The sequence below is a fragment of the Croceibacter atlanticus HTCC2559 genome (assembly GCF_000196315.1).
Classification (GTDB): Bacteria; Bacteroidota; Bacteroidia; order Flavobacteriales; family Flavobacteriaceae; genus Croceibacter; species Croceibacter atlanticus.
This window is the reverse complement of sequence record NC_014230.1, coordinates 879673-894473: the sequence shown is the minus strand read 5'-3', so window position 1 is coordinate 894473 and position 14801 is coordinate 879673. Positions and strand designations below refer to the sequence as shown.

Genomic DNA, 14801 nt, shown 5'->3' with positions numbered 1-14801 from the left:
TTCTTCAATAAAGAAAATCGTATAATTGTTTTATGAAAATATTAGTTACAGGTGGTTTAGGATATATTGGCTCACATACTGTAGTAGCCTTACAAAATAAAGGGTTTGACGTTGTAATTATTGACAACCTCAGCAACTCTTCATTAGATGTATTAGCAGGAATTACCGAAATAACCGGTAAGTCTCCAGATTTTGAAAAAATAGATATGCGACAAAAAGAAGACGTCATATCTTTTTTTGAAAAGCATAAAGATATAAATGGTGTTATTCATTTTGCGGCTTCTAAAGCTGTTGGAGAAAGTGTAAATAAACCACTAGCCTATTATGAAAACAACTTAGGCACATTAACCACATTATTACAAGAATTACAAAAGATAGCGTCTGCACCACTAATTTTTAGCTCTTCCTGTACTGTATATGGACAAGCAGACAAACTTCCTATTACTGAAAGTGCACCTATAAAACCAGCAGAATCTCCTTACGGAAACACAAAAAAAGTTGGAGAACAAATAATTGAGGATACTTGCAATGCATATCCAAATTTCTCTGCTATTGCATTACGCTATTTTAATCCAATTGGTGCTCATTCCAGTGCTTTAATTGGTGAGCTTCCTATAGGTGTACCTCAAAACCTAGTTCCATTTATCACTCAAACAGCTATTGGTAAGCGTGCTGAACTTTCTGTGTTTGGAGATGATTACCCTACTCAAGACGGTACATGTATAAGAGATTATATTCATGTTATGGATTTAGCAGAAGCTCACGTTGTAGCTTTGGAACGTCTTCTTAATAAAAAAAGCGAAGACAATTATGAAGTTTTTAATATTGGTACTGGAACCGGAAATTCTGTATTAGAGGTTATAAATGCTTTTGAATCTGCAAATCAAAAATCTTTGAATTACAAAATAGCAGAAAGAAGAAAAGGAGATGTGATTGCAGCATACGCAGATACTACTAAAAGTAAAACTGTATTAGGCTGGACACCAAAATACAGCTTACAAAATGCTTTAAAGAGTGCTTGGAAATGGGAACTAGCCCTTAGCAAGAAAGAGTAAGACTAGATTGTTTAATCTGTATTGCCTTCAGTTTCTAAGTCTATGACCTTAGACAATGTTTTTACAAGTCTATGATGGTTTTTCACAAAAGGGTTTGTAGTATCCCAAACATAACCAGCCAAGACAGAGCAAATTTGCGCTTTTACACTAGGGCTTATTTTATCATAAAAGAATATTTTTTGCAAATTACCTGTATACCATTCACTTACATAAGTTGAAAATACAGTGACGCCAGAAAGAATGTAATCCTTATAGTCTGTTTCCCAATTAACTTTCTCTCCAGTAATCTCTTTAGCTGCAAGTTTAGCCGCTAAAAGCCCAGACTCTGTAGCAAAAGTAACTCCAGATGAAAATACTGGGTCTAAAAACTCTGCACTATTACCAGTTAATGCAAACCCATTACCATATAATTTTGTTACAGATTTTGAGATATTTTTAATCATTTTTGGCTCAAACTCGTATTCTATATCTTTAAATCTAGGGTTATAAAAATCTGAAAGTGCCATTAATTGTTGTAGTTTTTCAGTGGTAGTTCCCTTAAAATCTTCAAAGTAGTCTGTAGGACCTACTAAACCTAAACTAGTTATTCCATTAGAAAAAGGAATAACCCAAAGCCAAACATCCTTATTAATAACATCAAACGTTATTCTTGTTCCTTCTAAAGAAGAAGGTCTTCTTAAATCTTTTACATGGGTAAATAAAGACGAGTGCTTAGGTATTTTTGATGGTTTGTCTAGACCCAATAATCTTGGTAAAACTCTTCCATGACCGCTTGAATCTATTACAAACTTAGCTTCAACCACAGTAATAACACCATTTCTGTCTTTAAGTGAAGTCTTAGAGCTTCCATCCTTATAAAATTCAACGTCTACAACTTCATGTTCAAAATATATTGAAACTCCTTTTCGTTGCAATTCGTTTGTTAGGGCGTGGTCAAAATCTGCTCTAGGCACTTGCCATGTCCAATCCCAACCAGGACTAAATTTCTTATCAAACTCAAAATCACACACTTTATTTCCTTTAATAAATCGTGCGCCAGATTTAACCTCAAAACCTTCAGCCTTAAGACAGTCTAAAAGTCCTACCTCTTCAAAGTGATCCATACATCTAGGCAGTAGACTTTCTCCAATAACAAATCTTGGAAATTTACTTTTTTCAACAACTAACACATCTATGTTGTTAGCCTGTAGATATGCAGATGCAACACATCCAGAAGGTCCTGCTCCAATAACAAGAACATCTGTTTTTATATTTTTCATGCCCTAAAATTACAGATACTTAGTTTTAGTATACATTTGTAGCTCAAATTATTTTTAAAATTTATTCTTCCCGAATAGAACACTAAGAATTATAATACATGTTTACACTAAAGGGTAAATTAGAAATCTCAGATTTTTACCAAGTTGTTTTTAATAAAGAACAGATTACCATAGATAAATCTGTTACAGAGCTTGTTGAAGAAAGCTTCAATTTTTTAAAATCGTTTTCTGAAAATAAAGTTATTTATGGTGTAAATACTGGGTTTGGCCCAATGGCACAATATAAGATTGAAGACTCCCAACGCATACAATTACAATACAACTTAATAAGAAGTCATGCTTCTGGAACTGGCAACCCATTAACAGGACGTTATGTAAAAGCAGCAATGTTAGCAAGACTAAACACATTGTGCTTAGGAAATTCTGGCGTTCACAAATCTGTTGTAGCTTTAATGGCAGAACTAATAAATAAAGATATTACACCTTTAATTTATGAGCATGGTGGTGTTGGCGCGAGTGGAGACTTAGTACAACTTGCACATATGGCTCTTGTTTTAATAGGTGAAGGCGAAGTTTTTGTTAAAGGCCAACGCTTATTAACCAAAGATGTGTTTACCAAAGACAATTTAAATCCTATTAAAGTAGAGTTGAGAGAAGGTTTAGCTATTATGAATGGCACCTCTGTTATGACAGGTATTGGCATTGTAAACACACTCTACACAAGACGTCTTTTACATTGGATGGTTGCCTGTTCTTCTGCTATAAATGAAATTGTACAAGCTTATGATGATCATTTATCTTTTGAGCTTAATAATACAAAAAAGCATGTTGGGCAACGTGATATTGCAGAAATGATGCGCAACCATTTATCTGATAGCAAATTAACTCGAAAAAGAGAGCATCACCTTTATAAAGACAACAAGAACGTTACTGTCTTCGAAGAAAAAGTACAAGAATATTATTCTTTACGTTGTGTTCCACAAATATTAGGACCTGTGTTAGACACTTTAAATATGGTCGAAAAAATACTGATTGAAGAAGTAAACTCTGCAAATGACAACCCTATTGTAAACGTTAAAGATAAACAAGTATATCATGGTGGTAATTTTCACGGTGACTATGTGTCTTTAGAGATGGACAAGTTAAAAATTGTAGTTGCTAAGTTGAGTATGCTTGCAGAAAGACAGCTTAATTACCTGCTAAATTCTAAACTAAATAATATTCTCACTCCTTTTGTGAATTTAGGACAACTTGGTTTAAATTTTGGGATGCAAGGTGTTCAATTTACTGCAACTTCTACTACTGCAGAAAATCAAATGCTTTCTAACCCAATGTATGTACATAGCATACCTAACAACAATGACAACCAAGACGTTGTGAGTATGGGCACAAATGCTGCTTTAATCACTAAGAAAGTAATTGAAAATGCTTTTGAAGTTGTAGCTATTGAATTAATAACTATTGTTCAAGCCATTGAGTTCTTAGATGTAAAAGACAAAGTATCTTCTAAAACAAAGGTTTTCTTTGATCAAATAAGAGAAATAGTTCCCGCTTTTAAAGAAGATGTGGTTATGTATCCTTATGTTAATAAGGTAAAATCATTTATTATTGAAACTGAAATAGAGCAAGACTAACACTCTATTTTTGTTGTATAACAGAAACTACATATATGTCAGAAAAAACAAAATATGCATTGGTTACAGGTGGCTCAAGAGGTATTGGCAGAGCAGTTTGCATTCAACTAGCAAAAGACAGTGATTATAAAATCCTTATAAACTACAATAGCAATGAAACTGCAGCAAATGAGACAAAAGTTGCTGTAGAAGCTGAAGGCAATAAAGCTGAACTTTTAAAATTTGATGTTGCCAATGCAGAAAGTGTATCAAAATCTTTAGACGCTTGGCAGGAAAGCAACCCAGAAGCTGTTATAGAAGTTTTAGTTAATAATGCAGGTATAAATAAAGATGGCTTATTTATGTGGATGACAACTCAAGATTGGAACAGTGTTATAAATACCAGTTTAAATGGGTTTTTTAATGTCACCAATCATCTTATTAAGCAATTATTGGTAAATAAATACGGTCGTATTATAAATATGGTATCTGTATCTGGCGTAAAAGGTACACCTGGCCAAACCAATTATTCTGCCGCTAAAGGTGCTGTAGTTGCTGCAACTAAAGCTTTAGCACAAGAAGTGGCAAAAAGAAATGTTACCGTAAATGCTGTAGCTCCTGGTTTTATAAATACAGATATGACAAGTGAGCTTAATGAAAAGGAACTTAAAAAGTTAATTCCTGCCAATAGGTTTGGAGAAGCAGAAGAAGTTGCGCATTTAGTCTCCTTTTTAGCTTCAAGAAATGCTTCGTATATTACCGGAGAAGTCATTAATATTAATGGCGGTATCTATTCATAATGCAAGAAATTTAAAATTATGAAACGTGTGGTCATCACTGGTATGGGAATTTATTCTTGTATCGGTAAAAATCTTTCTGAAGTAAAAGAATCTCTTTATAATGGTGTGTCTGGTATTAAATATGACCCAGATAGAAAAGAGTTTGGGTATAGGTCTTGTCTTTCTGGCATGGTCGAGCTTCCAGACCTTAAAAAACAACTGTCAAGAAGAGAGCGTATAAGTATGGGACAAGAAGGTTTTTACGCTTATGCTTCTACAATTGAAGCTTTAGAAAATGCTAAAATATCTCAAGACTATTTAAATGAAAATGAAGTAGGCATCTTATTTGGTAATGATAGCACTGCAAAATCTGTGATAGATTCAATAGACAAAGTTAGAGATAAGAAAGACACCACATTAGTTGGGTCTGGAGCTATTTTTCAAGCTATGAACTCCACAGTTACCATGAATCTTTCTACCATCTTTAAATTAAGAGGTGTAAACATGACTATTAGTGCTGCCTGCGCAAGTGGTTCTCATGCCATTGGTTTAGGCTACCACCTAATTAAAAGCGGCCTTCAGGATATTATAATTTGCGGTGGTGCTCAAGAAATTAATAAGGAAGCCTTTGGTAGTTTTGATGGTCTAGGCGTTTTTTCTACCAATGAAAATCCGGAGAAAGCTTCACGCCCTTTCGATAAAGACAGAGACGGTTTAATACCAAGTGGTGGCGCGGCTACTGTGGTCATAGAAAGTTATGAATCTGCAATTAAAAGAGGTGCGCCAATTCTTGGAGAAATTATAGGTTATGGCTTTTCATCTAATGGAGAGCACATTTCCACACCAAATGTCGAAGGGCCATCTATAGCAATGAACAAAGCTATACAGATGGCAAACATAGACCCTAAGACAATTACCTATGTTAACGCACACGCCACTTCGACACCAGTAGGAGATGCTAATGAAGCGTTAGCTATTGCAAAGGTATTTGGAGACTACAAGCCTTATGTTAGCAGTACAAAATCTATGACCGGTCACGAATGCTGGATGGCAGGAGCTAGTGAAATTGTTTACTCTATGCTAATGATGCAACACTCGTTTATTGCTCCTAATATTAACTTGGAACATCCTGATGAAGCTGCCCAAAATTTAAACTTGGTATCTAAAACTATGGATAAAAATTTTAATGTATTTTTGTCCAATTCTTTTGGATTTGGCGGGACCAATTCAGCATTAATTATCAAAAAAATTGTAACGGAAGATGACTAAAGATCAAATCATTGAGAAGGTAAATTATTTTCTCATAGATGAATTTGAGGCGGATGAAGATGATATTACGCCTCAAGCAAATTTAAAAACTACCTTGGAGTTAGACAGCTTAGACTTTGTAGACCTAGTTGTAGCGGTTGAGTCTAACTTTGGAGTGAAGCTTGTAGGAGATGATTTTACCAACGTGGTTGTCCTTCAAGATTTTTACGACCTTATTGAGCGTAAGGTAAACTAAGCAAACCCCTACATTTTAATGGCTACCAAATGGGAAGGAAAATCTAAAGGCACAGTTTTAGGCTATAAAATCTTTGTATTCTTTATTAAGAATCTTGGTCTTACTGCAGCTTATATTCTCCTCGTACCTGTAGCATTGTATTACCTCTTATTTAGCGTTAAAAGCACCAAAGCTTTATTTTATTATTTTAATAAAAGGCTAGTATACTCTAACATTAAAAGCCTTTGGTCTGTTTATAAGAACTATATAGTTTTTGGACAGACTATTATAGACAAAACAGCTATTGGTAGTGGTTTAAAACATAAATTCACTTATGAGTTTGATGGTATAGAGAAGCTAAACGCACTATTAAAACAAGGAAAAGGCGGTATTTTAATAAGTGCCCACATAGGTAATTTTGAAATTGGAGAATTCTTTTTTGATGATATCGATTTACAATCTCAAATAAACCTAGTTATTACAGATGCAGAACACCAACACATTAAAGCGTACCTAAATAAGGTTACACACAAATCAAACCTTAAGATAATAGTTATTCAAAATGACTTTTCTCATATCTATAAGATTAGTGCAGCATTAAATAATGGAGAATTGGTGTGCATAACAGGAGATCGCTATATAGATAATACCAAAACATTTACAGATACTTTTTTAGGTGCAGAAGCAGAGTTTCCTTCAGGACCATTTCAAATAGCATCTAAACTAAAAACACCTGTTGCTTTTGTATATGTTATGAAAGCGTCTAAAACACATTACCATTTATACACGCGTACCACACAAACCGAACAAAAATCGGCACAAGAAATTTTAAAAGTTTACATACAAGATTTAGAACTTGTACTTCAAAAATATCCTTTACAGTGGTTTAATTATTTTAAGTTTTGGAACTAAATATAAACTTAAGAGTAATCTGTGTACAAGTCCCGTTAATATCTCACTACACAAGTACCATTTATTGTATTTTTGAACCGTTTTAAAAAGACTACTATGGCTATTAATACACTTCCAGTTTCAGACAAAGAACAGATTAAGGCATTAATACCTCAACGAGAGCCTATTATCATGGTAGATAAACTTTTAGCGTATTCTGATACAGAAGTTAAAGCTTCACTAACAATAACAGAAGAAAATATCTTTACAGCCCACAACACATTTACAGAAGCTGGTATAATTGAACATATGGCACAAACCATTGCATTACATAGCGGTTATAAAAATAAAGATGAACAAGGAGATGTGCCAATTGGGTTTATTGGCGCCATAAAAAAAGTAGAGGTTTTTACATTGCCAAAGGTGACAGATGTACTAACAACAACCGCAACTATTGTAACCGAATTTATGGGTATTACATTGGTGAAATTACGTTGTATGAAAGATGACACATTAATATCTGAATGTGAAATGAAAACAGCTATTGCTAACGCTTAAAACACTATCTAAAATGCCAAAAAAAGATGAGTCACAAGCAAAAGAGATTTCATTTACAAGTGAAATTAGAGTTCGGTTTGTTGAAACAGATCCTTTGGGAATAGTATGGCATGGTAACTACATACAGTATTTTGAAGACGGCAGAGAAGCTTTTGGAAGACATCATGGCATTTCATACTTAGACCAAAAAAAACATAACTTTAGCACACCGATAGTTAAATCTACTTCAGAGCATAAATTACCGCTTCGCTACGGAGATGTTGCTACTATTAAAACAATATACAAGGATTCTCCTGCAGCTAAGATGATTTTTAATTACGAAATATATAATCCGCAAGGACAAATAGTTTGTACAGGAGAAACCATACAGGTTTTTGTAGAGTTAGACGGAGACTTATCCTTAACCATTCCACCATTTTTTAAAGCTTGGAAACAAAAAGTAGGATTGTTAGATGAGTAACGTCTATGTATCTCATAATACTATTATATCATCACTTGGTTTTTCAAGCAAGGCTGTGGTCTCAAACATTAAAAATGAAGTTTCTGGGCTAAAGAAACTGCACGACAAGGAGCTGTTTCAGGAACCATTTTACACTTCGGTTATAAATAAGGAGATTTTAGAAACCTCTTTCTCTAAACTAAATGCTAAACATGATTACACCGTTTTAGAAAAGATGATGATTGTCTCGTTACAGGACACCATAAATACAGCCAATTTAAATTTAGATGAAAAAGTTGGTATCATAATTTCTACCACAAAAGGCAATATCGATGTTTTAGATAATGCCAATCCATTCCCAGAAGAAAGAGCATATTTAAGCAGTTTAGGTAAGACTATAACCTCTCATTTTAATTTTAAGAATGATGCTGTCGTATTATCTAATGCTTGTGTTTCTGGCGTTCTGGCTATTACAGCTGCAAAAAAATACATCACTTTAGGACTTTATGATCATGTCTTTGTTGTTGGTGGAGATCTGGTTTCAAAGTTTGTTCTTTCAGGATTTAATAGTTTTCAAGCAATGAGCTTATCACCTTGCAGACCATATGATACTAATCGAAATGGAATTAATTTAGGAGAAGTTGTTGCAAGTGCACTTGTTACAAAAAGCAAAGATCATTTATGTAAGGAAGCTGTTGAAGTTTTGGGAGATAGCACGAAAAATGATGCCAATCATATTTCTGGACCATCGCGAACTGGCGAAGGCTTATTTAGAAGTGTCCAAGCAGCTTTAAATGATGCAGATATTTCTAAAGCTGATATCGATTTTATTTCTGCACACGGTACTGCCACACCATTTAATGATGAAATGGAAGCTATTGCTTTTAATAGGCTAGAGCTTCAGCAAACACCTTTACATAGTTTAAAAGGGTATTTTGGACACAGTTTAGGAGCTTCTGCATTAGTAGAAACTATTGTAGGTATGCATTCATTACATCAAAATACATTATTTACGTCTTTAGGGTTTAAGATTCAGGGCACTTCTAAACCACTTAATATTATTACCAAAACCAAAGAAAAAAACTTACGTATATTTTTAAAAACGGCTTCTGGTTTTGGCGGTTGTAATACTGCTGCTGTGTTTAAAAAAGTAAATTAAAAGTATTGAACGATAATTACACCATAGAGCAATTTTGTAGTATTAACGAGCATAGCATTTCGCTTAATGGAGAAACTATCTATAAAGATAACCTTGCCAAAACGCTTCAGGAGTTTCTTAAAAGTGCCTATAAAACACTCGATATTAACTATCCTAAGTTTTTTAAAATGGATACGTTAAGTAAGTTGGCGTTTCTAACTGCAGATGTTATTTTAAACTCTCAAGTCAATTCAGAAACTGATATTGCCTTAGTATTTTCTAACAATGCATCCAGTTTAGATACAGATAGAAAACATCAGAAATCAATTTCAGATGAAGATAGTTTTTATCCAAGTCCCTCAACATTTGTATATACATTGCCCAACATTTGTTTGGGTGAGATTAGTATTAAGCACCAACTATACTCTGAGAATAGTTTTTTTATCTTTGACGCGTTCAATGCAGATCATTTATTAGCTTATACTACTGCATTGCTACACACAAATAAAGCAGAAAAAGTATTGTGTGGTTGGGTTAATGTTGATGACACTAATAATGAAGCCATTCTCTTTTTAGTAGGCAAAAACGGTAACATCCCATTTACTACAGACCAATTAAACCATTTATATAATTCCTAATGGAAGCATTGAAACAAGAATTAAAAGAGAAAATTATAGAGCAGCTAAATTTAGAAGATGTAGCAGTTGAGGATATTGAAGATAATGATGCTCTTTTTGGAGATGGCTTAGGTCTAGACTCTATTGATGCGTTAGAGCTAATTGTTATGCTAGATAAGGACTATGGTATAAAATTAACTGATCCTCAAGATGGTAAAAGAATATTTGAGTCTGTTGAGGTTATGGCAACTTATATTAAAGAACACCGCACTAAATAAACTGTATTGAATAAAGGTGTTGCTATTACAGGAATGGGAATAATTTCAGCTATTGGTAACAATGTGGCTGAGAATTACGAAGCCTTACTATCTTCAACTTCGGGTTTAGGCAGAGTTAAACATTTAGAGACACACCACCAAAACAAAATACTAGTTGGAGAAGCTTCATTATCCAACGCGCAATTAACAGCAACTTTAAGTTTACCTAACAACCATAACTACTCCAGAACAGCAATGCTAGGTGTTTATGCAGCAAAGCAAGCTGTAACTAATGCAGGTATTACTAACACCTCAAGCTATAAAACAGGTTTAATCTCTGCCACAACTGTTGGTGGTATGGATAAAACGGAGCAACACTTTTACAAGTTTTTAGACACTAAAGAAAGTGAGAAGTATATAGATGGATACCATGCAGCAGACACCACAAAGAAAATAGCAGAACAGCTTAATATTACAAATGCTTTTGTAACAACAATTAGCACTGCTTGCTCATCTGCTGCAAATGCTATTATGTTAGGTGCAAGACTTATAAAAGCAGGAAAGTTAGATCGTGTAATAGTTGGAGGAACAGACAGCCTTTCTAAATTTACTATTAATGGATTTAATTCTTTAATGATATTATCTGATACGTTTTGCACACCATTTGACAATGATAGAAATGGCTTGAATCTAGGCGAAGCTGCAGCATATTTAGTGCTAGAGTCTGATACTGTTATAACTACTGAAAGCAAACCGGTTTTAGGTTATGTGAAAGGCTACGGCAATGCCAATGATGCATTTCATCAAACAGCATCTTCTGAAGATGGTGAAGGTGCAACCTTAGCTATGCTAAAGGCGTTAAATGTAGCCAGCTTAACTCCTGAAGAAATATCATACATAAACGCACATGGTACTGCAACAGTAAATAATGATTTATCTGAAAGTCGTGCAATTACACGTGTCTTTAAAGACGTTGTTCCCGATTTTAGTTCTACAAAACAGTTTACAGGACACACGCTGGCTGCAGCTGGTGCTGTAGAAGCTGTTTTTTCAATTTTAGCATTACAGCATCAGGTTGTGTTTCCAAATCTAAATTTTAAGACACAGATGAAGGATTCAACACTAACACCTCAACTTAATTTAAAATATAAGCAACTACAAACCGTAATGTCAAATTCCTTAGGGTTTGGTGGCAATTGCTCTACATTAATATTTTCTAAAGACGCGTGAAAAAATCTATTTACATAAATGGACTAGGATCAATTTCGTCTCAGAAAACCTATGACAACACTCATTTTTTAAACGAGGTTATACATTACAACAACACGGTACTTCCAGCAGTTTCTCCAAATTATAAAGATTACATAGTGCCTTCTAAAGCTAGACGTATGGCCAACGGTGTTAAAATGGGTATTACCGCTGCTAAAATTGCTTTAAAAAACGCCAACCATCCTACAATAAATGCAATAATAACAGGAACAGGAATGGGCTGTATTATAGATACAGAAAAGTTTGTAGGTAGCATTATAGATAATGATGAACAATATCTTACACCAACACCTTTTATACAGTCTACCCACAATACAGTTGGAGGTCAAATTGCAATAGACATAAATTGTAAAGGGTATAATTTCACCTATGTTCAAGCAAGTAATTCTTTTGAGTCTGCTTTATTAGATGCCTCTTTACAACTCGAGCTTAATGAAGCGGAAACCATTTTAGTTGGTGGTATTGATGAGCTTTCCGACCATTCTATAAAAATTCACAAAAAAATTAATCACATTAAAAATGCCGCTACAGCTTCTAACCAATTATTAAATAGTACTACAAAGGGTGCAATATTTGGTGAAGGCGCAAACTTCTTTGTGCTTTCTAACAAGCGTCAAGATTCTACTTATGCTAAACTCTTAGGCACCTCAATGCATAATACCTTAAAAAAGGAACATCTAAATGAAGTTTTAATTGCTTTTTTATCTGCACACAACTTAACCTTAGAAAATTTAGACAGTGTGGTTTTAGGCTATAACGGTGATGTTGAATTTGACTCTTTTTACAACACCTTCACATCATTGCTCAAAGCTCATACGGGCATACTTTATTACAAACATTTAATTGGCGAGTATCATACCGCATCGGCATTTGCATTATATACAGCAAGCCAATTAATAAGGCATCAACAAACCCCAGAAGATATTATTAAGCGTAAGTCTTTAAAGACAAAGCAATCTATAATTTTACTATACAACCAGTATCGTGGAGAACACCACAGCTTTACACTATTAAAGTCATGCGAATAGGACAATTGGTAAATATTGGTTTTGGCTGTATTGTTATTACAACAGCTATAATTCACATATTTAACCAAATAAATTGGTGGGTATATGTAGTCCTTTTTTCTATTTGGTTAGTGTGTGTTTTATTGGGATCCTGGTTTATTAGATTAAATTATTTTTTTAAATCGCTACACTCTAAACCTAATCATACAGAACAACAAGTAGCTATTACTTTTGATGATGGTCCTCATTCAAAATTTACACAAGATGTCCTTAAACTTTTAAAGACACACAGTGCAAAAGCCACATTTTTTTTAATAGGCAAACACATTGAAGAAAATCCAAACGTTGTAGCCTCTATATTAAAAGAAGGCCACACCATTGGAAATCATACGTATTCTCACAGTACAACTTTTGGTTTTTTTTCAAAAACAAGAGTTAGAAAAGAGCTGGAAAAAACAAATGCCCTATTAAGAGAACAAACAGGTAAAAACATACAATTATTTAGACCAGCTTTTGGCGTTACTAATCCTAATATTGCACACGCAGTTAAAGCCTTAAATTTAATCGCAATCGGTTGGAACCAAAGAAGCCTAGATACCACAAGTCTTTCAGAAGATGCTATTTTTAAAAGAATTACAAAAAATCTTAAACCTGGAGATGTTATTTTGCTTCACGATACAAGTGAAAAAAGCGTAGCTGTGTTGGAACGGTTATTGTTATTTTTAAAAACTAAAGACCTTAAGTCGGTTACTGTTAACCAGCTTTTTCAGATTAAAGCCTATGCGTAAGTTAATCACACTCATTTTTATATTTGGACTATTATTAAGCAGTGTTGCTCAAGAAAAGTCTATGAGTAAATCTGAAATACAAACCTTTAAGGAAAATGTAAAAGCTTCAGCTAAATCTATTACTACAATTAAAAGTGATTTTACGCAGTACAAACATTTGGACATACTATCCAATGATATTGAGACAAATGGTCATATGGTTTTTAAATCCCCAAACTTGGTAAAGTGGCAGTATACCAAACCATTTTCCTACAGTGTAATTTTTAAAGAAGACCAACTTTTAATTAATGATGATGGCACCAAAAGTAATGTAGATATTGGTAGCAGTAAGCTGTTTAAAAATCTAAATGAGTTAATAATTAGCAGCATTAAAGGAGATATGTTTATTGAAAATGATTTTAATATCTCTTACCTTAAAAGCAACACTTACTACAAAGCTACCTTTATCCCAAAAGAGAAAGCGATATCAAATTACATTGCGCAGTTTGAATTATTATTTGATAAAACCAATGCTCAAGTATTTGAAGTAAAGATGATTGAACCTTCTCAAGATTACACTCGTATTGTATTTAAGAATAGAGTTTTAAACACACCTGTAAGCAATGCGGTTTTTACTCACTAGCCTAATTTTATGTTTACTGTGCAGCTGTTCCTTAAAAACAACTCGTAATTTAGTTGAAGCCAACACTAGTTCAACGAATATTATAACCAACCCTTATTTTTCTAATCCTAATACAGATTATGTATACAAGTCTAAAATAGATGTTTATGGCAACCATTTTGGTGGTATACTAATTATAAAAAAAATAAGTGAAGACACACATCGTGTGGTTTTTACTACAGAATTTGGAAGCACACTATTTGATTTTGAATTTCAAGAAGATGCTTTTAAAAGCCACTTTATAGTTGATGCTCTAAACAAACCGATACTAATAAATACCTTAAAAAGGGATTTTAAAATCTTGTTGAAAGAAACTCTTGTGGTACAACAGGAATATTCTTCTAATACAGAGACTGTATATAAAACTAGAGATGGAAAAAGGTTTAACTTTTATGCGTTTTCTAAAGAGAATAAGTCTCTCAAAAAAATTGTGAACACCTCATCAACTAAAGAGAAAATTACATTTATTTTTGAAGATATTAAGAATGCAAGCGCACACTATATTACAATTAAACACCATACTATAAAGCTAAGTTTAGCATTACAAAAGCTTTAAAAACAGAATTTCTATGCTTATTGAAGGACTATATACTACAGATCATTTTTCTTTTGAAGACAATACAGTAAACGCCTCTATAACCCTAAATAATGATCACGACATATTTAAAGGTCATTTTCCCGGAAATCCAATTTTACCTGGTGTTTGTTCTATTCAGATTATAAAAGAGTTGACAGAAAAAGCTCTAGACAGATCGTTATTTCTTTCTGTTTCATCTAACGTAAAGTTTTTAGAAACAGTTAATCCAGAGGCTAATCCTAAGTTAGTTTTAAGCATTGCTATTTCTGAAGTTGAAGAGGTTATTAAGGTAAAAGCCATTATCTCCTATAATGATACCATTGCTTTAAACTTAAGAGCTCAGTTTAAAAATTTAGAAGACACATTTTCTAAATAGGTAATTAAAAGCCGCCTTCTGTTTAGGTCATTTT

General features: G+C 33.5%; 18 protein-coding genes. 17 read left to right on the top strand and 1 reads right to left on the bottom strand.

Annotated features, from left to right (window positions below):
- Window positions 1-32: 32 nt before the first annotated feature.
- Window positions 33-1055 (top strand): UDP-glucose 4-epimerase GalE, encoded by a 1023-nt coding sequence (gene galE / locus CA2559_RS03940; RefSeq protein ID WP_013186550.1) that lies wholly within the window; start codon window positions 33-35, stop codon window positions 1053-1055.
- Between the two features lie 11 nt (window positions 1056-1066).
- On the opposite strand, the gene CA2559_RS03935 is transcribed toward galE, so the two are convergent.
- Window positions 1067-2314 carry an NAD(P)/FAD-dependent oxidoreductase gene (locus CA2559_RS03935; RefSeq protein WP_013186549.1) on the bottom strand — a complete coding sequence of 416 codons (1248 nt, stop codon included), beginning with the start codon at window positions 2312-2314 and terminating at the stop codon, window positions 1067-1069.
- Window positions 2315-2412: 98 nt separating this feature from the next.
- Between CA2559_RS03935 and CA2559_RS03930 the strand changes: the two genes are divergently transcribed.
- The 16 genes from CA2559_RS03930 to CA2559_RS03855 all read left to right on the top strand — a co-directional run bounded on the left by CA2559_RS03930 (window position 2413) and on the right by CA2559_RS03855 (window position 14767).
- The gene (locus CA2559_RS03930) at window positions 2413-3948 is read left to right on the top strand and encodes an HAL/PAL/TAL family ammonia-lyase (RefSeq protein ID WP_013186548.1); all 1536 of its coding nucleotides are present in this window, start codon (window positions 2413-2415) and stop codon (window positions 3946-3948) included.
- A 35-nt stretch (window positions 3949-3983) separates the two neighbouring features.
- Complete coding sequence (gene fabG / locus CA2559_RS03925) at window positions 3984-4727, top strand: 3-oxoacyl-ACP reductase FabG (RefSeq protein WP_013186547.1); 744 nt, start codon at window positions 3984-3986, stop codon at window positions 4725-4727.
- Window positions 4728-4745: 18 nt separating this feature from the next.
- A complete protein-coding gene (locus CA2559_RS03920; protein WP_148232774.1) occupies window positions 4746-5975 on the top strand; it encodes a beta-ketoacyl-[acyl-carrier-protein] synthase family protein in 1230 nt (409 codons plus the stop codon).
- On the top strand, window positions 5968-6210 hold the full coding sequence (locus CA2559_RS03915; protein WP_013186545.1) for a phosphopantetheine-binding protein: 243 nt from the start codon (window positions 5968-5970) through the stop codon (window positions 6208-6210). The genes CA2559_RS03920 and CA2559_RS03915 overlap by 8 nt, the downstream gene beginning before the upstream one ends.
- 18 nt (window positions 6211-6228) lie before the next feature.
- Window positions 6229-7101 carry an LpxL/LpxP family acyltransferase gene (locus CA2559_RS03910; RefSeq protein WP_013186544.1) on the top strand — a complete coding sequence of 291 codons (873 nt, stop codon included), beginning with the start codon at window positions 6229-6231 and terminating at the stop codon, window positions 7099-7101.
- A 96-nt stretch (window positions 7102-7197) separates the two neighbouring features.
- Window positions 7198-7638, top strand: a complete 441-nt coding sequence (locus tag CA2559_RS03905) for a hypothetical protein (protein ID WP_013186543.1) — start codon at window positions 7198-7200, stop codon at window positions 7636-7638.
- Window positions 7639-7651: 13 nt separating this feature from the next.
- The gene (locus CA2559_RS03900) at window positions 7652-8098 is read left to right on the top strand and encodes an acyl-CoA thioesterase (protein WP_041241105.1); all 447 of its coding nucleotides are present in this window, start codon (window positions 7652-7654) and stop codon (window positions 8096-8098) included.
- Entirely contained in the window at window positions 8091-9236 is a 1146-nt protein-coding gene (locus CA2559_RS03895; protein WP_013186541.1) for a beta-ketoacyl-[acyl-carrier-protein] synthase family protein, read from the top strand. The genes CA2559_RS03900 and CA2559_RS03895 overlap by 8 nt, the downstream gene beginning before the upstream one ends.
- Window positions 9237-9241: 5 nt before the next feature.
- Window positions 9242-9853 (top strand): hypothetical protein, encoded by a 612-nt coding sequence (locus CA2559_RS03890; protein ID WP_013186540.1) that lies wholly within the window; start codon window positions 9242-9244, stop codon window positions 9851-9853.
- On the top strand, window positions 9853-10110 hold the full coding sequence (locus tag CA2559_RS03885) for a phosphopantetheine-binding protein (protein WP_013186539.1): 258 nt from the start codon (window positions 9853-9855) through the stop codon (window positions 10108-10110). The genes CA2559_RS03890 and CA2559_RS03885 overlap by 1 nt, the downstream gene beginning before the upstream one ends.
- 6 nt (window positions 10111-10116) lie before the next feature.
- Window positions 10117-11319: a beta-ketoacyl-[acyl-carrier-protein] synthase family protein gene (locus tag CA2559_RS03880; protein ID WP_013186538.1), complete on the top strand. Its 1203-nt coding sequence runs from the start codon at window positions 10117-10119 to the stop codon at window positions 11317-11319.
- The gene (locus tag CA2559_RS03875) at window positions 11316-12386 is read left to right on the top strand and encodes a beta-ketoacyl synthase N-terminal-like domain-containing protein (protein ID WP_013186537.1); all 1071 of its coding nucleotides are present in this window, start codon (window positions 11316-11318) and stop codon (window positions 12384-12386) included. Before CA2559_RS03880 ends, CA2559_RS03875 begins: the two co-directional genes overlap by 4 nt.
- Window positions 12377-13153, top strand: coding sequence for a polysaccharide deacetylase family protein (locus tag CA2559_RS03870; RefSeq protein WP_013186536.1), 777 nt, complete (start codon window positions 12377-12379; stop codon window positions 13151-13153). The genes CA2559_RS03875 and CA2559_RS03870 overlap by 10 nt, the downstream gene beginning before the upstream one ends.
- The gene (locus CA2559_RS03865; RefSeq protein ID WP_013186535.1) at window positions 13146-13775 is read left to right on the top strand and encodes an outer membrane lipoprotein carrier protein LolA; all 630 of its coding nucleotides are present in this window, start codon (window positions 13146-13148) and stop codon (window positions 13773-13775) included. The genes CA2559_RS03870 and CA2559_RS03865 overlap by 8 nt, the downstream gene beginning before the upstream one ends.
- A complete protein-coding gene (locus CA2559_RS03860; RefSeq protein ID WP_013186534.1) occupies window positions 13756-14370 on the top strand; it encodes a hypothetical protein in 615 nt (204 codons plus the stop codon). Before CA2559_RS03865 ends, CA2559_RS03860 begins: the two co-directional genes overlap by 20 nt.
- 13 nt (window positions 14371-14383) lie before the next feature.
- Window positions 14384-14767, top strand: coding sequence for a hotdog family protein (locus CA2559_RS03855; RefSeq protein ID WP_013186533.1), 384 nt, complete (start codon window positions 14384-14386; stop codon window positions 14765-14767).
- Window positions 14768-14801 lie beyond the last annotated feature (34 nt).

Excerpts from the sequence above, each read along its gene's own strand:
- galE (WP_013186550.1), top strand. The coding sequence starts at position 33 with ATGAAAATATTAGTTACAGGTGGTTTAGGATATATTGGCTCACATACT.
- CA2559_RS03935 (WP_013186549.1), bottom strand. The coding sequence starts at position 2,314 with ATGAAAAATATAAAAACAGATGTTCTTGTTATTGGAGCAGGACCTTCT.
- CA2559_RS03930 (WP_013186548.1), top strand. The coding sequence starts at position 2,413 with ATGTTTACACTAAAGGGTAAATTAGAAATCTCAGATTTTTACCAAGTT.
- fabG (WP_013186547.1), top strand. The coding sequence starts at position 3,984 with ATGTCAGAAAAAACAAAATATGCATTGGTTACAGGTGGCTCAAGAGGT.
- CA2559_RS03920 (WP_148232774.1), top strand. The coding sequence starts at position 4,746 with ATGAAACGTGTGGTCATCACTGGTATGGGAATTTATTCTTGTATCGGT.
- CA2559_RS03915 (WP_013186545.1), top strand. The coding sequence starts at position 5,968 with ATGACTAAAGATCAAATCATTGAGAAGGTAAATTATTTTCTCATAGAT.
- CA2559_RS03910 (WP_013186544.1), top strand. The coding sequence starts at position 6,229 with ATGGCTACCAAATGGGAAGGAAAATCTAAAGGCACAGTTTTAGGCTAT.
- CA2559_RS03905 (WP_013186543.1), top strand. The coding sequence starts at position 7,198 with ATGGCTATTAATACACTTCCAGTTTCAGACAAAGAACAGATTAAGGCA.
- CA2559_RS03900 (WP_041241105.1), top strand. The coding sequence starts at position 7,652 with ATGCCAAAAAAAGATGAGTCACAAGCAAAAGAGATTTCATTTACAAGT.
- CA2559_RS03895 (WP_013186541.1), top strand. The coding sequence starts at position 8,091 with ATGAGTAACGTCTATGTATCTCATAATACTATTATATCATCACTTGGT.
- CA2559_RS03885 (WP_013186539.1), top strand. The coding sequence starts at position 9,853 with ATGGAAGCATTGAAACAAGAATTAAAAGAGAAAATTATAGAGCAGCTA.
- CA2559_RS03870 (WP_013186536.1), top strand. The coding sequence starts at position 12,377 with ATGCGAATAGGACAATTGGTAAATATTGGTTTTGGCTGTATTGTTATT.
- CA2559_RS03865 (WP_013186535.1), top strand. The coding sequence starts at position 13,146 with ATGCGTAAGTTAATCACACTCATTTTTATATTTGGACTATTATTAAGC.
- CA2559_RS03860 (WP_013186534.1), top strand. The coding sequence starts at position 13,756 with ATGCGGTTTTTACTCACTAGCCTAATTTTATGTTTACTGTGCAGCTGT.
- CA2559_RS03855 (WP_013186533.1), top strand. The coding sequence starts at position 14,384 with ATGCTTATTGAAGGACTATATACTACAGATCATTTTTCTTTTGAAGAC.